Below are 20,236 nucleotides of genomic sequence, written 5' to 3'. Positions count from 1 at the left end.
CTATTTTCCGCCAAAACTACAAGTGTGTGATTACCGTGACAGTTTTCATCTGGCGTGTCATCCACAGACTTATCCACCGCATTGACATTCCTCCATAAATTCGTCGACAACGTATCTGCAGTATCGCATGACTTTTCAGGCAGGGTAAATTTTTTCCCTCTTCGTTTTTCGCACTTATAGTGGAGAGCATGACTACAGCAATGGGGTATTCTCACACAGGCGCGGCACCTACCGCCGCTTCACTGGCAGCTGCCGGTTTTGGCCCGAGGCAAGCTGCCGGCACAGGGCAGACAAACGGCACCATTAATCTGCCGGACGGTCCGCGTCCAGCGGACCAGTTGCCGGCACGCGCCGCTGAAACCACCGCACAGAATCCATGGCCGGTGAGTGTGCTCAGCCAAAAGTTCTATGGCGCGGTGGAACGGTGGCCTTCGGCCTGGGTCACCGGACAGATTACGCAAATCAATACACGTCGAGCCGGTTCAGCATATATCACCTTGCGCGACGACTTCGAAGACATTGCCATGGAGGTCAATGGCTTCGGCCGATTTGCCCAAGCAGCCAGCGAATTCGTGCAGGGCGATCGCGTGGTTATTCATGGCAAACCGAATCTGTGGATGAAGCGCACGTCACTGTCGCTGCGCGGCGACACTATTTTGCGCGTTGGAGCAGGCGGAAGCCTCAAGGCCATGATCGACGAATTGCGTAAGAGGCTCAAAGGCGAAGGTCTGTTTGATGCTGATCATAAGCTGCCGCTGCCTGAGTTCCCGAAGACCATCGGTCTAATCTGCGCACCACAAGCCCGTGCCGAAGGCGATGTGATTACCAATGTGAATTTGCGTTGGCCAGCCGTTTCATTCAAAGTCGTTCACGTTCATGTGCAAGGCGAGCAATGCCCAGCAGACGTGGTGCAAGCCATTCAGCAGCTTGATGCCGATCCGCAAGTAGACGTCATCATCGTGGCACGCGGTGGTGGTTCCTTCGAGGATTTGATGGGCTTCTCGGATGAACGTGTGGTACGTGCGGCTTATGCCTGCACCACACCGCTCATCTCCTCCATCGGGCATGAAGATGACTGGACACTGCTTGATTTGGTGGCCGACCTACGCGCCTCCACACCTACCGATGCAGCCAAGCGCGTTGTTCCTGACGTCTTCGAGCAATCGCAGCTCATCGAAGGCGCCATCGACCGCATACGTCTGCGTATGCGCTCACGCGTAGAAAATGAAATCCGGCTGGTCGAAGGTTATGCCAACCGGCCAAGCCTCACCCAGCCACACACCATGCTGGAACCACATCAGCGACTGATTGACGACTCGTTGCAGCGGCTCGACATCGGACTTCGACGCATTGTGGACGACGCTCAGCTCACCATTGAGAAGGCTCACGCCTCGCTGACGGCGTTGAGCCCGCAATCCACATTGAATCGTGGCTATGCCGTGGTTCAATCCACTGACGGCCATGTAGTGGATGACGCCAGTACCGTCAACGCCGGCGACAATTTCACCGTGACGTTGAAGAAGGGCGTCATCACCGCAACTGCCACATCAGCAACCGAATAATCATCACCAGCACATTATTGACATAACACTTATATAAAAGGAGAACAGCATGACCGACAAGAACACCACCCCGGCTTCGTCCTTGACCGACGAGGAGCGCAAGCTCATCGCACAGATGCCCTATGAGGAGGCTCGAGACAAGCTCATTCAGGCTGTGCAGGCACTGGAAACCGGCGGATTGAACCTCGACCAGTCAATGCGTCAATGGGAAATCGGCGAAGCGCTGGCCCAGCGCGCACAAGGCCTGCTCAATGACGTACGCGCCAAGCTCGACCAGGCACAAGCTAACCAGGCCGCCAACGAAGCCACCGCGGGAACTCAATCCAATCTGGATTGAGTTCCCCGTCGCGGCACAGCCGCTCCCCTCGCCTACAGGCAGTCCACCGGACTACCCGTTACACGGCTCAGCCCAATCCAATCTGGACTAAGTTCCCCGTCGCGGCACAGCCGCTCCCCTCGCCTACAGGCAGTCCACCGGACTGTCCGCTACACGGCTCAGCCCAATCCAACTTAGACTGAGTCCTCCTCGGCGAGGGGAGCTGGCAGCACAGCTGACTGAGGGGAGCTGCATCTGTGGGGTCCTTTGCATGCACAAAGAACCCCACAGGTGCAGCCGTCAATCGACGGAGCCCTCTACTTCTTCAATGGAACGTAAATCACATTGTCGATGAGTTCGCGGTAGTGCTTGACAATCTGAGCACGCCGGGTCTTCAGGCTCGGGGTCAGCATGCCGTTGGCCTCGGTGAACTCGTCCGGCAAAATCTCGAACTTGCGAATCGACTCGGCACGGGATACACCCTCATTGGCGGCGTTCACCGCACGTTCCACCTCGGCATGCACAATGGCGTTCTTGGCCAGCGCAGCCAAATCCGGCTCGGGCTTGGCACCTTGCGCTTCAAGCCATGCGTTCGCATCCGCGAAGTCCAACGTGACCAAAGCAGCCACGAACGGCTTCTTATCACCAATCACCAGGCACTGGTTCACCACCGGAGAGGTCATCACCGAAGCCTCCAACAGGCCCGGAGAGACATTCTTGCCACCAGCGGTGATAATCAGATCCTTCTTGCGGCCGGTGATGGAGATGAAACCATCCTCGTTGATATCACCCAAATCGCCGGTATGCAGCCAACCATCGGTAATCTGCTGGGCGGTGACCTCCGGATTGTTGTGATACCCCTTGCACACCAGTGGCCCCTTGACCACCAGTTCGCCATCCTCGGCGATACCGGCGGTGATGCCACACATCGGCATGCCAATGGTTCCGATGCGGTTATCCTCAGGCAAGCTCACACACACCGGACCGCAGGTTTCGGTCATACCATAGCCTTCCAGCACCGGCATGCCAATGCCGTTGAAGAAGTGTGAGAGCTCAGAATCCATTGGAGCGCCACCGGTGATGGCGAAGTCGGCATTCGGACCGAAAATGGTGCGGATCTTCTTGTACACCACCTGCTCGTAGAAGGCATGAGCAATGCGTCCGAAAAGTGGCAGCTTCTCCCCTTGCTGCTCGGCACGGGACCATGCGCGCGCATTCTCAGCGGCACGGGCAAACATCTTGCCCGCAAAACCGGTGCCGGCACGCTGGGAAGCGGCGTTGTAGACCTTCTCGTACACACGCGGCACAGCAAGCAGCAGCGTCGGCCCAAAGGTTTCAAAATCCTTGACCATGGTCTTCATATTGGAGCTCAATGCGAGCGTAATGGTGCCGCCGAAGCTGAAGAATTCCATGAATCGCGCGAACACGTGGCTCAACGGCAGGAAGAGCAGCAGTCGGCGATCCGGCCAAGCGCCAGCGCGAGGCATGTATTGCAAGGCGGAGAGCACCAGGAACGCGAAGTTGCGATGCGTAAGCTCCACGCCCTTCGGAGTGCCTGTGGAACCGGAGGTGTACACGATGGTGGCCAGGTCATCGCCATGGGAAGCATTCTTGTATTCCCAGAATTCGGCATCGGTCACTGATTCGCCATATGCCTTGATGGCATCCAGACCACCAGCTTCAATAACAAACACATTGCGTAGCGTCGGCACTTCATCGCGTACGGATTCGATCTTGTCGCGCTGCCCATCATCCTCGGCAATGGCGATGGTCACTTGGGAATCATTGAAAATCCAGCTGACCTGACTGGCGGAATTCGTCTCATACACCGGCACGGTGAGCGCGCCGATAGACATAATCGCAAGATCCAGTGCGGTCCATTCCCAACGAGTGTGGGAGACGATAGACACTGAATCCCCCTTATGTACGCCGAGCCCAATTAGACCTTTGGCCAAATCAATGACCATGCGGCGGAATTCTTCGGCGCTATACGGATGCCAAGCGCCATCTTCGCCCTTGTACTCGATCATCGATCCTTGAGGGTCGCGCTCAGCACGGCGATCGAGTAGATCGAACAGATTGATGTCGCTGTCAATCGGCTCCTTGACCGGGTTGGTGAACTGCTTGACGATTGTGGTGTCATTGTGTGCCACATCAGCGATATTTTCAGTCATATTCACTATGTAACTCCACGGCTGTTACAAATGGCCACATCCTCTCGACATCCAGCAGTCGAAAGAATGTGGCCATCACATCACCACGAGAAGATCGAATTTATTGATCGGCGGCGGCGGTCTCAATGCAGCGAATGGCGTTCAGCGTGCGAGGGTATCCAATGAACGGCATCACAGACGAAGCGACCTTCAATAGGAACGCCTTGCCGTTGCCGATACGCATGTTGGCTTTCGCATGGGCAATGAGCTGCGGCTCCACGCCGCCCTGCGCCGCCAGGTAGCAGTAGGTGATCATTTCACGTTCGCGCAAATCGAGTCCGCCACGCGTGTAGTAATCACCGAAACAATTGGCGGCCAGCCAACGATTTATCTGCGGATATTCCGGATTGCCAGATGTAGCGAAACCCTTCATGCCTTTGCCGAAGATATCAACCTGAGCTTGCTCACCGGCAGTGACACGGCTTGCAAAGTCCGGCTCAGTGGTTGCCTGGGGTTTGAGCGGCAACGCGACACCGCGTTGAGTCAGCACCTCATTGGTAACGTCGAAGAACGGAAACACACGGCCGATACCAAGATAGGCAACCGCCTGATACACGATTTCCTTGGCCTCGCTAGGAGTTACGCCCATATCCAAGGCTGCGCCCAGCATTACACGGAATTGATCAACGCCCTGGCACCCCAGCAGAGTGGCGAGAATCGCAATGAATCGAGTCCGGTCATCCAACGGATCCTCACCGTCGGGCGCACCACCGTTAACCACCTCATCGAACGCGAAGTTATCGAATCGCTCGGTGAATTCCGGATCGGTTTGCGGCAGAGAAGGAACATCATCATTGGGGAACATGCGAGCGAGATATTCGCTGGCGGCATGAGTCAGGTGAGGTTCATAAGCGTTATCTGTTTCATCGGCTTGCATATCGGTGGTTTGCGCAGTCATCAGAAGTTCCTTTCCATGAAATCCCTTCCATGGAACCGCGCAATAGCTCAGCAATCAAATACCTTTTATCTGTAACGCTCCATACATCACACGCATGGCCAAACGTAAACTGCCCCGATCCGGGACTCAACCCGAATCGAGGCAGTACGTAAGCCTATGCCGTCCACTGAAGCACGGCAATGCACAAGTCAGAATTGAATGTAATCGATTTCCGTATGTTCTCCGGTTTCCAGATATTTGGCCACATCATCCGGACCGGCAAACACCATATTTACCGCCTGCGCCACCATCAGATTCACGCGATCCATCGGGGTCAGGCCTTCATAATAGCCATAGACCGGCATACCCAGCGCGTGAGCATAACCGATTTCGAACATGGTTCCCGCATCCTCGTCCATGAGGTTGGCGATAACCGCTTTGGCGGAGTTGATGCCATGAATATCGTCGTTGAAGCAGCCTTCCGGACCGACTTCTTCGATCTGGCTGACGAATCGTGGCTTGAACAGCTTCTTGCCGTGATCTTCCAGCACCTTTTCCAGACGCTCCATGCTTGCGGTCTGCTCAGGGTCGAAGAACGGGCCAGCCACGTAAAAGTCATATTCCTTTTCGCTCATGGTTCACAGTCATAGCGCAGCACCACTCGCTTTCCAGCAAATAGTTCATTTTTTGAACACTGTTTCATATGGTGAACAAATCAGCCTATTTGCTGGAAAACCGTGGATAATGCCGCACCATACCGCTCAGCCGCGATTCACAATCTGCATGGCACGACCATCTTCCATCAGATGGAATCCGTGCTTCTGGTAGAACGGCGCGTTCTTGCTTTCCTCAGGCATCACTTCAAGGAATAGGTAATCGTGATACTTGGCCTTGACCAACTCAACCAGATGGCCGCCGATGCCATGGCCGTGATAGGCGGGGTCGACCAGCACCCAATGCATATACGCCACCATCTCGGTATCATCCAGCACACGAACCAATCCGGCCAGATGATCGCCATCCCATGCGCTGATCACCGTATCGGAATGCTGCAGTGCCTTGAACAGTCGCTCAGGATAATTCGCCGACTCCCAACCAACCGAGCGGAACAAAGCCTGAACTTGATCTTGGGTAAAACGCTTTTCTTCGGTGTATTCAATAGCCATGGCCGCTTATGTTAGCCTTCACATTCCAGTCAACCGGCCATGATTTCGCATATTGGCAAACGAAGTGCCCGAGATCGGATTCGAACCGACGACACCCGCTTTAGGAGAGCGGTGCTCTATCCACTGAGCTACTCGGGCAACGACGTTTCATTGTACACGGACTTAAGCCCAGCCGGCAATTCGTACAAATCGTGCCGGTTTGGTGCGAACCAGAACCGATATTCCCCGAATTCACCAAACCGCACAGATGCGACCGCTACAGTGGCAACTCGCAGATATTCGTTCAAAGGAAGGGCATGATGGCACGAGCGACATCCGCCAACAAACGCAACGCGTACCGCGGCAAGCGCACGGCGGCTGCCGCAAAGTCGCGCCCATCAGCGAAGCCCTATACCAAAGAACAGCTCAAGCCGCATAAGAAGCATCGTTTCCTCGGATTCCTCGCCTGCGTATTCGCTCTTCTGACGCTGTTCGCCACGGCAGCCCGAGCCCTTCCGGCCGATTTGCAGGAACTGCCATATGTTCCCATCCTGATATCCGCAACCCCATGGTTCATGCTGTTGGGATTGATCGCACTGCTGCTGGCCATTGTGTCGCGCAAAATACTGGCCGCGTTGATTGCCATTGCCGCAGTGGCCCTCAACGGCTATTGGCAGTACCCGTTCTTCTACTCGACCACGCCGCTCCCCCAAGCAGCGCACAATGCGGTGGCATACAACGAGGCAAACACCTCGGACGCTTTCGCCAGAGTCATGACCTTCAACGTTTACAAAGGCCAAGCCGACGCGCAATCCATCGTCGAAACCGTGCGCGATCAGCGCGTCGAAGTGCTCGCACTGCAGGAGACCACCGACGGATTCGTCAAAAAACTCAAGGACGCCGGCATCGAACGCTATCTGCCGTATTCGAATATCTCATCTTCCGATGGCGTATACGGCAATGGCCTATGGTCCGCCACGCCGCTCGCCCAGCCGGTGGATGACGAAGTGAATTCCAGCGCTTCCTTCATGCCGGCCGGCACGGTGGATATGGGCGGAAACTCGATTCGATTCGTCTCCGTGCACACCACTGCGCCCGTGCCCGGCTACTGGCGGCAGTGGAAACGTTCACTGGACGAGCTCGGCCTCATGCAATCACACACCGACAACCGGTACATTTTCATGGGTGACTTCAACGCCACCTACGACCATGCGCCATTCCGCGAATTCCTTGGCACCAGATTCTATGATGCCGCACGAATCTCCGGGCATGGATTCACGTTCTCCTGGCCGACAAACCGACCGGGACTGCCGATGTTCGCCGGCATCGACCATGTAGTAGTCGATCAAGGCATGACGGCCGGCCAGTGCAAGGTGGTGAAAATCGCCGGGTCAGACCATGCGGCACTGCTGGTTACTGTGGATGTGATGCAGTCTTAGAAACCGAGACGAGTGCGACCGAACTGGTCGAGCCAGCGCAGAATGGCACCTTCACGCAATGCCCACGGGCAAATCTCAACTTCCTGAATGTTGAGCGCTTTCATGATCTCGTCGGCCACCACGGCACCACCCACGATCTGCATCGTGCGCTCCGGCGTGATGCCCGGCAACGCCACACGCTGCTCCGGTGCGATCGCAGCCAGACGAGGAATCCAATCCTCCAACTGTTCACGCGTCATAATCGACGTATCCTCGCGACCCGGCTGGCGCACCACGGCACCGCATAGGCGGGCAAGCGAGCGGAAGGTCTTCGAAGTGCCCACTGCATGGTTCGGATGCTTGGACTGCGGGAACACCTTGACCATCGGTTCAAGAATCTTACGCACGTTCTTGCGCACGTCCTCCAACTCATCCGGAGTCGCCATGCCAGAAGGCAGGAATTCGGTGGTCACGCGTCCTGCGCCAGCCGGCACGGACAGCGCCACAGTCGGCTCCTCATCGGAGCCCATGGCCACTTCCAGGGAACCGCCGCCGATATCCAGCACCAGCAGACGGCCCGCATCCCAGCCATACCAACGACGTGCGGCCAGGAAGGTCAGTCGAGCCTCATCAGTGCCGGACAGCACGGTCACGCCCTGACCTATCATTTCCTCGATCTTGTGAATCACCTTGTTGCCGTTAGGCGCCTCACGCAACGCGGACGTAGCCATGACCAGTAGCTGGGTGATGTCATATTCCTCAGCAAGCTTCATGCAATCGGACACCGCTTCGAGAATCGCTTCGACGCCGGCCTTCTTGATCGACCCATCTTCCTTGAGGTACTTCATCAAGCGCACGGTGGACTTGGTGCTGGCTTCCGGATCAGGGCGTGCGCCCGGTGCCGCATCCACAATCAGCATATGAATGGTATTCGAACCGATATCGAGCACACCGAGTCGGGTGGTATGCGCACGAAGATTGACCATGATTCCTGCTCTCATTCCCACTGTGACGCACCGGCATCAATCAGCCGGCAATCGCAGCAATTCCTATTGCCTTGGCGCTCGACCTGCACGCGCCCAGTTCCATCACCGCATACCGGGCACGCCGTCGGCGCAAACGTGATTACTGTACACCAATGCGGCGCATCACAGCGATTCCACGAATTTGCCCAAACGCTCAAGACCTTCGCTCAACGCTTCACGAGATGCCGCATAACTCAAACGCACATGCGTATCGGCGGTTGCGGCACCGAAATCGCGGCCTGGCGTCAATGCCACATGGGCTTCATCCAGCGCGCGTTCGCAGAAGGTCCATGCGTCCAAGCCGGTGCGGGAAATGTTGAAGTAGGCATAGAATGCGCCGTTCGGCTCCACTTCAACCGGCAGGCCGATGCGCTGCAGTCCATCAATCACGATGCGGCGGCGGGCCAACAGCTCCTGACGACGCGCCTCACATTCGGCAAGGCTTTCCGGCGTGAAGCATGCGAGCGCCGCATGCTGGGTGGGCGTATGGGCGCAGAGGTAATAATTGGTGGCCAAATCATCCACAGCCTCCAGCACGGTTGGATCGTCCGGCAGAATCGCCCATCCCAAACGCCAACCGGTCATGCCGAAGAACTTGGAGAAGCTGTTGCACACGATGGCACCCGGGTCGCAGGCCAGCACGGACTTCACCTCCGTACCATCCGGCTCACGGTCAGCCAAGTCCAGATAGGTTTCGTCCACGATGCGCCACGCGCCGCGAGAAGCCGCCAGCTGGCATACATCGTTCAGCACGTTGAAATCAATGGTGGTGCCGGTGGGGTTGGATGGCGAAGTAATCATGACCGCCTTGGTGCGCTCGGTCCAATACTGCGAGCACAGTTCGGCGTTCAGATGGAACCGAGTTGCGGCCGAGGTTGGCACATCAATCACATTGCCTTCGAACGAGCGCACAAGCTCGCGGTTGCACGGGTACGAAGGGTCGGCTACCATCACATCGTCGCCGGGATCCACGGTGAGTGCGGTTGCCAGCAACAGTGCCGCCGAACCTCCAGCCGTCACGCAGATGCGCTTGGGGTCAATCTCAAGATCATGGCGTTCGCGATAGAAATCGGCAATGGCCTGGCGCAGCTCCGGCAAGCCCATCGCAGCGGTATACGGCAGCGCACGACCGTCATATTGTTCACGCATGGCGTCGCGCACAGCAGGCGGCGCACCAAAGTCCGGCTCGCCAAGGCTGAGCTTGATGACGCTGATGCCGGAGGCAATCATCTTATCGGCTTTTTCACCAAATACCATGGCACGGAATGGATTCGCTTCACGCGCGCGACGAGACATAACCGGCGTGACAGACTGCAACACTACTTCATTAACCATATTTAGGTTCTATCCGTCTGTTGGGACAACGGTATCTCGCTTAGAAGGGGTTGATTCTCACCTCACGGAACATCTATCTGCCTTACGAGGGGTTGCTCATCAAGTACCATTCACCGCAAAATGGCGAAATGACGGTACGGAATCTCCATGAATACTTGCAATACCATGGATTAGGAACCCCTCGTAAAGCAGATAGATGTTTCCAAAACCACGAATCAACCCCTCCTAAGCGAGATATCCATCCAAGATGCCGAATTCACATTGAAAAACCACGCGCATTTATAATTTCATCAGAACATGCATCCAATAACCCCATATTCAAGGAGGAATAATGAGCCGATGGAACGGCAAGCGCGCCGAATTCGAGGCGAGTGGAGCGAAAATCAATGTGGCTATTCTGGGAGCCGGCAATATTGCGCACACTATGGCCGACACCTTGACGCAAATGGCCGAAACCCCAATGTATTCCTCATGGATTCACCCGTATGCGGTGGCGGCCCGCAGTTTGGACCGCGCTCAGGCTTTTGCCGACCAGTGGCATCTGGATAAGGCATACGGCTCTTATGAGGAGCTTGCCGAGGACCCGAATGTGGATTTGGTGTATATCGCCACCCCGCATAGCCTGCACGCCGAGCACGCCATCCTGTGCATGAAGGCCGGCAAGAATGTGTTAGTGGAAAAATCGTTCACCGCGAACACTGAACAGGCACGCCAGACCCTTGATGTGGCCAAAGAAACCGGCATGCTGTGCACAGAGGCGATTTGGACGCGTTATATGCCCAGCCGCAAACTCATCAACGAGGTTATCGATTCCGGCGAAATCGGCGAGGTGAAGTCCGCGAGCGCGAACCTCTGCTATCCCGTGTGGAAGGTGCCGCGCATGACCGATCCCGCTTGCGCTGGCGGTGCTCTGCTCGATGTTGGCGTTTATCCGCTGAACTTCCTCGATATGGCGATCGGTGCCAACCATGGCCGCACGGTTGAACGCATAGCCACATCGATGGTGCCGTACGAGACCGGTGTGGACGCTCAGAATTCCACCACGTTGTATTACAACGACGGCACTATGGGCGTGGCAAGCAGCTCAATGCTGGTTTCCTCGGACCGTGGCGGCTATATATGGGGTACCGAAGGCTATCTGGAAGTCACCAATATCAATAACCCTGAGGCCATTGATATCTACGACAATGACCATAAGCCTGTTCGCAGCATTGCAGTGCCGCCGCAGCTGACCGGCTACGAGTACGAGGTGGCGGATGCGGCGAACGCGCTGCTCGACGGCAAGATCGAGTGTGAGGCGATGCCTCATGCGGATACGATTCGCATCATGGAATTGATGGATCAGATTCGTGGCGAGTGGGGCTTGAAGTTCCCGTTTGAGGCGTAGCCGTTTTCCCGGCTCCTCTTGTCAGGGGAGCCGGCGGCGAAACCATCTGTGGAGAGTCCAACGAATATGAATTCTCCACAGTGACTAAACTGGCCGACTATGGGAAATCTTACGATTCGCAGGGCCACGGCGGCCGATATGCCACGCATCAACGACCTGTTGTTCCAGGTGGCTGAAGTGCATCATCACGGCCGCCCCGACCTGTTCAAAGGTGGCGCCAAGAAGTACACAGACGATGAGCTCGCAGCCATTCTCGCCGACGACAAGACTCCAGTGTTCGTGGCCGCCAACGCTGAGGGCACAGTGCTGGGCTACGCGTTCTGCGTATTCCAGCAGCATCACAACAACCATGTGCTGACGGATGTCAAAACCCTGTACATTGATGACCTGTGCGTGGATGAGCAGGCTCGCGGCGAGCATGTAGGCTCCACACTCTACCGTTATGTGCTGGATTTCGCGCGTAAGTCCGGCTGCTATAACGTGACGCTGAACGTGTGGTCCTGCAACCCCAGTGCCAAGCAATTCTACGAGCGCATGGGATTGACGCCTTACAAAATCGGCATGGAGCAGATTCTGTGAGGCGTCTCAGCCCAGCAGATCGAGCAGATCGTCGCGGGTCAGCGAGGCGATTGACGGCGAACCGGATGCACTGGCACCAAAAGCACCGGTTTCATCGGCATCGAGCGACGCATCAGTGAACTGTCGAGCCAGTTCGCTCTTGGTGTGCTGAAGCTCAAGAATGCGCTCCTCGATGGTGTCCTTGGCCACCACCTGATACACGTTCACATCTTCAGTCTGCCCGATGCGATGCGCGCGATCGGTGGCCTGGTCCTGGGCCGCGGCGTTCCACCACGGATCGGCATGAATCACCACACTGGCACCGGTCAGGTTCAGACCGGTGTTGCCGGCCTTCAGCGAGATCAGGAACGCCGGCGTATCGTCCGCGTTGAAACGGTCCACCAGTGCCAGACGCTGCTTCTTCGGCGTAGAGCCGGTAATCGTGTAGTAGTGCAGCCCTTGCTGGTCGAATCGTGCGGCGATCAGTTCGAGGAAACTGGTGAACTGCGAGAAGATCAGCGCCTTTTTGCCTTCGTTCACACAGGTTTCCACGAGCTCGGCAATGGCCGCCAACTTGGCCGACTGGTCCTTGGCATCGGCATATACGAGCCGTGGATCGCAGCAGATCTGCCGCAAACGGGTCAGTTCGGCGAGAATGCGAATCTTCGACGTGTTGAAATCCGCTTCCTCGCTATGTTCCAGCTGCATACGCAACCGCTGCTCGTGTGCGGCATACAGTTTGCGCTGCTCGCCTTCCAACTGTACGGTCAGCGTATTCTCCAGCTTGTCCGGCAAATCGGTGAGTACTTGTTTCTTCAACCTGCGTTTGATGAACACACCCACCAATGCCTGCAATTTATGCGCAACGCGCGCCGCCTCAGGGTTGACTTCAGCGGCGGCACGCCCCTCAGCGGTCGTGCTGTCCGCGGCGCGCGCGTTGGCGATGGGCAGCTCGTAGCGTTCACGGAACCGCTTATAGGAGCCTAATAATCCCGGCATGAGGAAGTCGAAAATGCTCCATAGCTCGGAAAGCCGGTTTTCGATAGGGGTGCCGGTCAACGCGAATCGATGATCGGCGGCCACTGATTTGACCGCTTTGGCGATTTTCGTGGTGTGATTCTTGATGTACTGGGCTTCATCCAACGCCATGATGGCACAGCACCGGGCACCGTCAGTGCCGCTCCCCTGGTCGATGCTGCCTGAATCATCCGCCGTATATTCCTCCACGTCACGACGAAGTAAATCATACGAGGTGATCAGCACGGTAGGCTCGTCCGCATGGAATGCTCGGGCGATGGCGTTACGGCGTTCGGTTTTGGTACCGGCCACCACTACCGCATTGAAGCTGGGCGCGAATTTCGCAAACTCGGCGGCCCAGTTGTACACCAGAGAAGCCGGGCAGACAATCAGTGAAGGCTTCAGCTGTGCAGTGGCTTCCGCTTGCGCAGCTCGCTGATATCTGGAAAGTATCAGGGCAATGAGCTGCACTGATTTGCCCAAGCCCATCTCATCGGCAAGAATGCCGCCAAAACCTTTGTCGCACAACGTGCTCAGCCAACGGAAACCATCTGTCTGATATGGGCGCAGTATTGACTTGAGATTATCCGGCACCTCATAGGAGTTCGGATCGATGACCGCCAAGTCATCAATGTATTGAGTGAAGGACGCATCCTTGACCACGTCCGAGCCATCATCGGGCAGTTCGCCGTCCAGCAGGAACGCCTGGTTGCCAGGCAATTCGATGGTTCCTGCATCAAGCTGCTTCTCACTCAGATCCAAATCGGACGCCAGTTTGTCCAACGTGCTTAGGTCAGCACCATCGAGGCGGACCAGCGTACCATCCTTCAACTGGTGGAAACGTTGCTTGCGTCGATATGATGCCAACAATGCACCGACCTCATCCGGCGGCACTTCGTCCGCAATCGGCGAGATTTCCACCAGATTGCCTTTGATGGACAGTCCCACTTTGACGCTGGGTGCTTTGGGGGCCACCAGTCGATCAAACGCTGGTGTGGTGAATACGCTACCGACCTCGTGCAAGGCCTGCAGGCCTTCATCGAACAGACGCACGATTTGTGTGGTGTTGTCTCGATCGATGGTGGCAGCCCCGGACTGCTTCGCCCGCGTTCGAGCGGCGGCGCGTGCGGCGGATGCACGAGCCGTTTTGGTTCTGAATCCTCGCGCCGAGCTTTCCGATGCGGTCACCGCCGCACCAGCTTTGCCGATTCCGGGCATGTCAAAGAATTCACGCACTACATCCATAGCCAGATGTTCGGCATCAAAATCACGACCGACAACGGCTTGCGCCGGAGCACTGCCATCAGCGTTCATCGTCGGCCCGGCTGGCACCAGCGGCACTACGACATCACCGTAGCGAGCTTTAATCTCACATTCCACGCCGTATTCGGTACGGTCAAGATAGAATTCACTGCGACATTCAACGGGATTCAGCTCAGCCAGTTCGCGCGGGATATCATGGCCGTCGAGCAGCCCGGAAGCAATCAGTTCCGGCAGCAGAGTTCTGGCGAACAACGCCATGTCGTCGCCGGCAATGACCTGTCCCTCGCTTTGCGGAGCGAACAGTTCGCCGATGAGCCCACGGATGGAGGCCAACGATTTCGGGCAGCGTACAAAGCGGCATCCCGCTGCGCTTTTGCGCTGTGATTGGCGCATCATCGGGGAAGTGAATGCCGTCGGCTGTGTAGCGGCTAGCAATAACCATGACTGACTGCCGGCATCTACCACGGTTTCAATGCCGGGTTCGCCTTTGAGCAGATATCCTGCGTCTGAGCCATACACGCGATAATCCCGGCGCATAATGCGCATGGTCAGTTCCGGGTCGCCACCATCCACTGGCACTGATGCGGGTTGGCCTGCAAACCAGGTGTCCAGCACCAGCTGTACGCCCTTGCCTTCGCGCAGCGACAGCAGTGAGGCGGCCTCCTGCTCGGAGAGCGTAAGGCGTCGGTCAATGGCGATGTGCCCATAATAACGGCCCTGCTGTTCCGCAGCATGGCGTACAGCGAGCGCCGAACTCAAGAATTCGTAGAGCGGCTCGGACTCGGCGTCCAACATTTCCGGCGTATGCGTGAATGCCAGTTTTTTGCCATACTCCACGTATTCCCCATGCTGCATAGCCAACACGAATTGGGGGATCGCTTTCATCACATAGTTGGAGCCGTCCATTATCGAGCCTATTTTGAACTCCACGCTCCACGTGCCATCGATAAAGCTCAATATGGGCGTAAGTTGCACTTCTCCCGGCTCAACGGTTTGCGGAAGGCCTTGATATCCGCTGCGGCTTTGGGTGTTACGGCGCGAAGCCAAGCCGGTACGGCTCGCTGATTTCACATTGCCGAAACGCTGCAAAATAGCGGTACGGCGGCGTTCTTTGGCTTGGGTTTGACGCTTGTCGAGCCGTTGCATGTAGTCAAGCATGGCTTTTGAGGGGCGCACGGCTCCGGCATGGTAGCCGTCAAAGCGTTGCGGATCATCACAGAACGCGAGTGCGATTGCTACCATGTGCTTGCACATGCCATAGCCTCGCCCATATGCCGGGCACGTGCATGAGCCGCCGGTAAGCTCACCGTTGTCAAGCGAAAACAGCACTTCGACGCGGTATCGGCTGGAGGGACTGGTCGTGCCGCGCATCGTGGCGTTGAGCTGCGCGTATCCGATACGCTCATTGCCGCTGTAGGTGGGTCCAATCATCATGATGCCGGCATTATTCGCAATGGTACGGGCACGTTGCATCACCGCACGGGATGTGGAGGTCTCAACATCACGGCGCAATGCGTCAATCGGGAGGGGATGCTGCTGTGCGCCAACGGCAGCCGTTGAGCGCGTAGCGCTAGCATCGTCGTCATCGAACCACACTGCATGCGTGGCATTGCGGGCGAAATCCTTATATTGCTCGTATGGGACCGGAATATCATCGGCGGTGAGCTGATCGCCAGAGCCGAACACCGCGGATTCGTCATCGTCGGTGAGATGCCCTGCTTGGGGATTGCGCCTGCGTTGAATCCATCGGCGTGCGGAATCATCGAATTCGTCGCCCAGCGCATCGTCATAGGCGAATTCGTCAGAGGCGCCTGAATCGTCAAACCCATCGGAGACATGCCCGAATACACCGTATCCATGTGCCATGAACGCATCTCCTTTCCCGTACAATCCGCATTCCCGCGATGAAGAAGTCGCCGATTATCGCAAGAAGCCCAACATTCCTATCCTAGACGAATCCGCGGTAGCCTTGGCAGTATGGATGCAGAACATGCAGATTCAGCCAAACGCAAGACGTATGCGGGCAATAGCGCTTTGGAAATCTTCGAAGTGCTGTGGCGGCACAGCTATTTCGGGCATGGTTTATCCGTACGCGAAATTCTCGATGAACTGGCGAAATTGCATCATGTGGATGATCCCAGCGAACTGCCGACCGCGAAAACCGTACGCAATCAGCTGCGCAAGTTGACCACCAGCGAATTTCTCGGCCGGCGTATCGGATACCTGACCGAAGCTGATGTCGCCGGTATCGAATGCAAGAACCCGCAACCCGGCTGGTATGTGGATGCGTTCCTTTCCCCGGCTGAAATGCGCTTGCTGGCGGACAGCCTGACGCTCTCCCGCATCAGCCTCGATACACTGGATGAGCTCATCGGCAAAATCCGTGAACTTGCCGGAGCGGCCGGTGATTCCATTGATTACTTGGACCATGTGACCACCTACACGCATATCAACAGCGAGTTCCTCTCCACCATTGATCAGCTGAATCAGGCCATTGAAGACAATCACGCGGTCACTTTCCAGTATTGCGATTACGGTCCGGACGGCACCATGGTGCCGCACACGAGTCACACTAGCGGGCGAGCCGGCACCTACACGGTGGACCCGTATCAAATGGTGTACAAAAATGGTCGATATTACCTGATCTGCCACCTGCATGGTGAAGACAATCTGCGCATTTTCGTGGTCAATCGCATTGCGGACGTGAGCACCCAAGGCCCTAATGGGCCAATTCCCATCGAGCAGCCCGCTCCAGCCGACTTTGATGCCGTGGAATTCATGCGGCATCGTCCCTATCCCGTGGCCGACGATCCGGTGCGCATTCGCATGGCCATTCGCGATAAATCGATGCTCAACAACGTGTTCGAATGGTTCGATGATCCGCAGATCAAGCATTCACGCGACGGCGAACAGTTCGAAGTCATCGTGAATGCGCCCGAGCGCGCTGTGTTCTGGTGGGCGTTGCAGTATTCCTGGGATGGGCGCGTGGCCATCATCGAACCGGAATCACTGCGTAACCGGCTCTATGATGCCGGAGTCCGCATGGCCACCATCTACAAGCCCGCGCCATAGACCACCATTTTGGCTCCCCTTGTCAGGGGAGCTGGCAGCGCAGCTGACTGAGGGGTAGGCATATGTTGCATGCAATAAATCGCGCGCCATAACCTGAAAACCGTATGCGACCGTGCTGTACCACCCATTAAGCTTAGAAATCAGTGATTACTTCACGTTACGCGAAAGAACACGCGCACAATATAAGGAGCAATACATGAGCGAAGAGCGCACTGCATGGGGCTGGGGTCTGGCCAGCATTGATGCTGCCGGCAACACCCTGGATGTCTGGTATCCGGAACTGACACTCGGCGAGGCACCGGCCGAAGCCGATCGCCCGAACCATAACTTCGGCACTCTGGTATACGACGAGCCTGATGCCCGCGGCATCCGCCGCATTCCGGTTTTCACCGTCAGCCAGCTTGATGAACCGATCAACTCCGCCGCCGATGCCTACCTGAAGCTGCACCTGCTGAGCATGCGCATGGCTCAGCCGAATACGCTGAATCTGGACGGCATCTTCGCCCAGCTCAACAATGTGGTATGGACCAACTACGGCCCGTTCGCCGTCGAGGACTTTACCCTGCGCAAGGCCGATGTGGAGCGTGCCGCCACCGATGCCGCTCTGGCTTTCGCCACGCAGGCCGGTCTTCCTGCCGCTGCCCCAGCCACCACCGTCAACGTGTTCGGCGTCGACAAGTTCCCGCGCATGATCGATTATGTTGTGCCCACCGGCGTTCGCATCGGTGACGCCGACCGTGTGCGTCTGGGCGCCTACCTATCCGCCGGCACCACCGTGATGCACGCCGGCTTCGTGAACTTCAACGCCGGCACCCTCGGCGTTTCCATGGTCGAAGGCCGCGTCTCCCAGGGCGTTGTGGTCGGCAATGGTTCCGATATCGGCGGCGGCGCCTCCATCATGGGCACCCTCTCCGGCGGCGGCAAGCTACGCAACTCCATCGGCGAGCATTCCCTGCTGGGCGCCAACGCCGGCATCGGTATTTCCTTGGGCGACAACTGCGTGGTCGAAGCCGGCCTATACGTCACCGCCGGCACCAAGGTGACCATTTGGGATAAGGCCAAGGCTGCAGCCGGCGAGCCGCTCGAGGTAGTCAAGGGCGCGGATCTTTCCGGCAAGGACAATATCCTCTTCATCCGCAACTCGGTGAATGGCCGTATCGAAGCCCGCTATCGCAAGGTGGGCATTGAACTCAACGCCAAGCTCCACAAGAACTGAGCAGATAATCATAAAAACACATACGAAGATGCCTCACTTGATACTTCAGCGAGGCATCTTCGTATGTCACTCGAGGTTTTGCTTCACTGAGCGCATATCCACCGGGGCAAAACCTCGGCTCAATAGGCACATTGCCTCAGTAAGCTCTCTTAACGCGGCACATCCACAACAGACTCGAAGATTTGACTCACTAAACACCCACCCAGTGGGGCAAATCCTCGGGCTAATCGATATTCCCCCACGCAACGCACCACATATTGAGCAAATATCATCCATATCCTAGAAGCATGCCAAATCACTGTTAGCGTTCGTCGAGCGGCACATAGTTGCGCTCGACGGGGCCGGTGTAGACCTGGCGCGGGCGGCCGATCTTGGTGTTTGGATCGGCGAGCATCTCACGGTACTGGGCAATCCAGCCGGGAATGCGGCCCAGAGCAAACAGCGTGGTGAACATGGCCGGGTCGAAGCCGATGGCGCGGTAAATCAACCCAGTGTAGAAATCCACATTCGGATACAGATTACGGGATACGAAATATTCGTCGCTTAGCGCGATACGTTCCAGTTCCACGGCCACATCAAACAATGCGCGCTCGTCAGCCGGTAGCTTGGAGGTATCCTCACGTTCCATGATCTTTTCCAAGTACTGCTTGGCGATGGCAGCACGCGGATCGTAGGACTTGTAGACGCGGTGTCCGAGGCCGGAGATCTTCTGACCGTTCTTCTTGGCCTCTTCCACGAACTCCGTAACCGTCTTGCCGGAGTCGCGAATTGCCTTCAACTGGCGCAGTACAGCTTCGTTCGCACCACCATGCAGCGGTCCGGAGAGCGCATTCACACCGGCGGCCACGGCGGAATACAAATTGGCGTGCGCTGAGCCAGCGATGCGCACCACGGAGGTTGAGCAGTTCTGTTCATGGTCGGCATGAATAATCAGCAATCGTCCAAGCGCATGCACATACAGTGGGTCGGATTCGAATGGCTCGTAGGGTACGGCGAAGCACATGCGCAGGAAATCATCTACATAACCGCGTGCATAATCCGGGTAGAGCATCGGCTCATCGCGGCGACGGCGGAAGATGTAGGAGACAATCGTGCGCACCTTGGCCATGATGATGATTGCAGCCTCATCGAGTTGGTCGGAATCGGAAATATCCGTGGTATCCGGGTAGAACGTGGCGAGCGCGTTGATGGCGGAGGCGAGCACGCTCATCGGATGCGCGGTACGGGGGAACGAACCCATGAACGTACGGAAGTCCTCACCCACCATCGTGCGGTGGTTGATGTCGGAGACGAATTTCTCGTATTGTTCCTTGCTGGGCAGCTCGCCGTGACGCAACAGCCAAGCAACTTCAAGGAAATCGGACTGATCGCAGAGTTGTTCAATCGGATAGCCACGATAACGCAGAATCGAATGCTTGCCATCGATGTAGGTGATTTTCGACTCGCACTGTGCGGTGGTCAAAAAGCCGGGGTCAAGCGTCACCCAGCCGTCGTTGCGCAACTTTGAGACGACGATGCCGTCCGCACCCGCCGTCGCCTTCACCACAGGCAAGGTGTATTTGCTGTCATCCACATTCAGCTGGGCTGTTGCCATACTTGTTGCTCCCTATTACATACGAGCTGATACCGATGGATATGCCATTCGGTTCAAAAGTATGGCTCACTATATGGCACGAGTGTTTCAATGCAAGTTGCTGTCTCAAAAACGCATATTATTACGCCGCAATAATAAAAAAACTCCACGGTGTGGCAAACAACACTATGACCATTCCGCTAAAACCGCAGAAATAAGCCATTTTTCGTTTACCACACCGTGGAGGAATCGCCACACC

The 20,236-nt window shown here is 56.6% G+C and carries 15 protein-coding genes and 1 tRNA gene; 7 read left to right on the top strand and 9 right to left on the bottom strand.

Annotated elements, in window-relative coordinates; genetic code table 11:
- Positions 1 to 188 precede the first annotated feature (188 nt).
- Positions 189 to 1,562, top strand: a complete 1,374-nt coding sequence (gene xseA, locus CSQ86_RS02940; protein WP_100493579.1) for an exodeoxyribonuclease VII large subunit — start codon at positions 189 to 191, stop codon at positions 1,560 to 1,562.
- A gap of 49 nt (positions 1,563 to 1,611) precedes the next feature.
- Positions 1,612 to 1,899 carry an exodeoxyribonuclease VII small subunit gene (locus tag CSQ86_RS02935; protein WP_100493578.1) on the top strand — a complete coding sequence of 96 codons (288 nt, stop codon included), beginning with the start codon at positions 1,612 to 1,614 and terminating at the stop codon, positions 1,897 to 1,899.
- A 296-nt stretch (positions 1,900 to 2,195) separates the two neighbouring features.
- On the opposite strand, the gene CSQ86_RS02930 is transcribed toward CSQ86_RS02935, so the two are convergent.
- The 5 genes from CSQ86_RS02930 to CSQ86_RS02910 form a co-directional block, all read right to left on the bottom strand.
- On the bottom strand, positions 2,196 to 4,052 hold the full coding sequence (locus CSQ86_RS02930) for an AMP-dependent synthetase/ligase (RefSeq protein WP_165773710.1): 1,857 nt from the start codon (positions 4,050 to 4,052) through the stop codon (positions 2,196 to 2,198).
- A 100-nt stretch (positions 4,053 to 4,152) separates the two neighbouring features.
- Entirely contained in the window at positions 4,153 to 4,896 is a 744-nt protein-coding gene (locus CSQ86_RS02925; protein ID WP_100493762.1) for a carboxymuconolactone decarboxylase family protein, read from the bottom strand.
- Between the two features lie 281 nt (positions 4,897 to 5,177).
- Positions 5,178 to 5,603 carry a nucleoside 2-deoxyribosyltransferase gene (locus tag CSQ86_RS02920; RefSeq protein ID WP_100493576.1) on the bottom strand — a complete coding sequence of 142 codons (426 nt, stop codon included), beginning with the start codon at positions 5,601 to 5,603 and terminating at the stop codon, positions 5,178 to 5,180.
- 126 nt (positions 5,604 to 5,729) lie between these two features.
- Entirely contained in the window at positions 5,730 to 6,134 is a 405-nt protein-coding gene (locus CSQ86_RS02915; RefSeq protein WP_100493575.1) for a GNAT family N-acetyltransferase, read from the bottom strand.
- A gap of 65 nt (positions 6,135 to 6,199) precedes the next feature.
- A tRNA-Arg gene (locus tag CSQ86_RS02910) sits at positions 6,200 to 6,272 on the bottom strand.
- 161 nt (positions 6,273 to 6,433) lie between these two features.
- Here CSQ86_RS02910 and CSQ86_RS02905 point away from each other — a divergent pair.
- Entirely contained in the window at positions 6,434 to 7,552 is a 1,119-nt protein-coding gene (locus CSQ86_RS02905; protein ID WP_100493574.1) for an endonuclease/exonuclease/phosphatase family protein, read from the top strand.
- On the opposite strand, the gene CSQ86_RS02900 is transcribed toward CSQ86_RS02905, so the two are convergent.
- Both CSQ86_RS02900 and CSQ86_RS02895 read right to left on the bottom strand, forming a co-directional pair.
- The gene (locus tag CSQ86_RS02900; protein WP_100493573.1) at positions 7,549 to 8,517 is read right to left on the bottom strand and encodes a Ppx/GppA phosphatase family protein; all 969 of its coding nucleotides are present in this window, start codon (positions 8,515 to 8,517) and stop codon (positions 7,549 to 7,551) included. The genes CSQ86_RS02905 and CSQ86_RS02900 overlap by 4 nt on opposite strands.
- Before the next feature lie 162 nt (positions 8,518 to 8,679).
- On the bottom strand, positions 8,680 to 9,852 hold the full coding sequence (locus CSQ86_RS02895; protein WP_207761549.1) for an aminotransferase class I/II-fold pyridoxal phosphate-dependent enzyme: 1,173 nt from the start codon (positions 9,850 to 9,852) through the stop codon (positions 8,680 to 8,682).
- 370 nt (positions 9,853 to 10,222) lie between these two features.
- On the opposite strand from CSQ86_RS02895, the gene CSQ86_RS02890 reads away from it, so the two are divergent.
- Both CSQ86_RS02890 and CSQ86_RS02885 read left to right on the top strand, forming a co-directional pair.
- Complete coding sequence (locus CSQ86_RS02890) at positions 10,223 to 11,278, top strand: Gfo/Idh/MocA family protein (RefSeq protein WP_100493571.1); 1,056 nt, start codon at positions 10,223 to 10,225, stop codon at positions 11,276 to 11,278.
- A 99-nt stretch (positions 11,279 to 11,377) separates the two neighbouring features.
- The gene (locus CSQ86_RS02885; protein ID WP_100493570.1) at positions 11,378 to 11,857 is read left to right on the top strand and encodes a GNAT family N-acetyltransferase; all 480 of its coding nucleotides are present in this window, start codon (positions 11,378 to 11,380) and stop codon (positions 11,855 to 11,857) included.
- Positions 11,858 to 11,863: 6 nt separating this feature from the next.
- Here the strand turns inward: CSQ86_RS02885 and CSQ86_RS02880 are convergent, their stop codons facing one another.
- A complete protein-coding gene (locus CSQ86_RS02880) occupies positions 11,864 to 15,982 on the bottom strand; it encodes a DEAD/DEAH box helicase (RefSeq protein ID WP_100493569.1) in 4,119 nt (1,372 codons plus the stop codon).
- A 111-nt stretch (positions 15,983 to 16,093) separates the two neighbouring features.
- Between CSQ86_RS02880 and CSQ86_RS02875 the strand changes: the two genes are divergently transcribed.
- Together CSQ86_RS02875 and dapD are read left to right on the top strand one after the other, a co-directional pair.
- On the top strand, positions 16,094 to 17,188 hold the full coding sequence (locus CSQ86_RS02875) for a helix-turn-helix transcriptional regulator (protein WP_100493568.1): 1,095 nt from the start codon (positions 16,094 to 16,096) through the stop codon (positions 17,186 to 17,188).
- A 196-nt stretch (positions 17,189 to 17,384) separates the two neighbouring features.
- Complete coding sequence (gene dapD / locus CSQ86_RS02870) at positions 17,385 to 18,404, top strand: 2,3,4,5-tetrahydropyridine-2,6-dicarboxylate N-succinyltransferase (protein WP_100493567.1); 1,020 nt, start codon at positions 17,385 to 17,387, stop codon at positions 18,402 to 18,404.
- Between the two features lie 301 nt (positions 18,405 to 18,705).
- On the opposite strand, the gene CSQ86_RS02865 is transcribed toward dapD, so the two are convergent.
- Positions 18,706 to 19,998, bottom strand: a complete 1,293-nt coding sequence (locus CSQ86_RS02865; RefSeq protein WP_100493566.1) for a citrate synthase — start codon at positions 19,996 to 19,998, stop codon at positions 18,706 to 18,708.
- Positions 19,999 to 20,236 lie beyond the last annotated feature (238 nt).

Source organism: Bifidobacterium felsineum (genome assembly GCF_002802915.1).
GTDB lineage: Bacteria > Actinomycetota > Actinomycetes > Actinomycetales > Bifidobacteriaceae > Bifidobacterium > Bifidobacterium felsineum.
Note: the sequence above shows the minus strand (reverse complement) of the source record. Positions and strands in the feature narration are given on the sequence as shown.

Coding starts and splice junctions, on each gene's coding strand:
- CSQ86_RS02900 (WP_100493573.1), bottom strand. CDS start 8,517: ATGGTCAATCTTCGTGCGCATACCACCCGACTCGGTGTGCTCGATATC.
- CSQ86_RS02875 (WP_100493568.1), top strand. CDS start 16,094: ATGGATGCAGAACATGCAGATTCAGCCAAACGCAAGACGTATGCGGGC.
- xseA (WP_100493579.1), top strand. CDS start 189: ATGACTACAGCAATGGGGTATTCTCACACAGGCGCGGCACCTACCGCC.
- CSQ86_RS02895 (WP_207761549.1), bottom strand. CDS start 9,852: ATGTCTCGTCGCGCGCGTGAAGCGAATCCATTCCGTGCCATGGTATTT.
- CSQ86_RS02880 (WP_100493569.1), bottom strand. CDS start 15,982: ATGGCACATGGATACGGTGTATTCGGGCATGTCTCCGATGGGTTTGAC.
- CSQ86_RS02890 (WP_100493571.1), top strand. CDS start 10,223: ATGAGCCGATGGAACGGCAAGCGCGCCGAATTCGAGGCGAGTGGAGCG.
- CSQ86_RS02865 (WP_100493566.1), bottom strand. CDS start 19,998: ATGGCAACAGCCCAGCTGAATGTGGATGACAGCAAATACACCTTGCCT.
- CSQ86_RS02935 (WP_100493578.1), top strand. CDS start 1,612: ATGACCGACAAGAACACCACCCCGGCTTCGTCCTTGACCGACGAGGAG.
- CSQ86_RS02925 (WP_100493762.1), bottom strand. CDS start 4,896: ATGTTCCCCAATGATGATGTTCCTTCTCTGCCGCAAACCGATCCGGAA.
- dapD (WP_100493567.1), top strand. CDS start 17,385: ATGAGCGAAGAGCGCACTGCATGGGGCTGGGGTCTGGCCAGCATTGAT.
- CSQ86_RS02885 (WP_100493570.1), top strand. CDS start 11,378: ATGGGAAATCTTACGATTCGCAGGGCCACGGCGGCCGATATGCCACGC.
- CSQ86_RS02915 (WP_100493575.1), bottom strand. CDS start 6,134: ATGGCTATTGAATACACCGAAGAAAAGCGTTTTACCCAAGATCAAGTT.
- CSQ86_RS02905 (WP_100493574.1), top strand. CDS start 6,434: ATGGCACGAGCGACATCCGCCAACAAACGCAACGCGTACCGCGGCAAG.
- CSQ86_RS02930 (WP_165773710.1), bottom strand. CDS start 4,052: ATGACTGAAAATATCGCTGATGTGGCACACAATGACACCACAATCGTC.
- CSQ86_RS02920 (WP_100493576.1), bottom strand. CDS start 5,603: ATGAGCGAAAAGGAATATGACTTTTACGTGGCTGGCCCGTTCTTCGAC.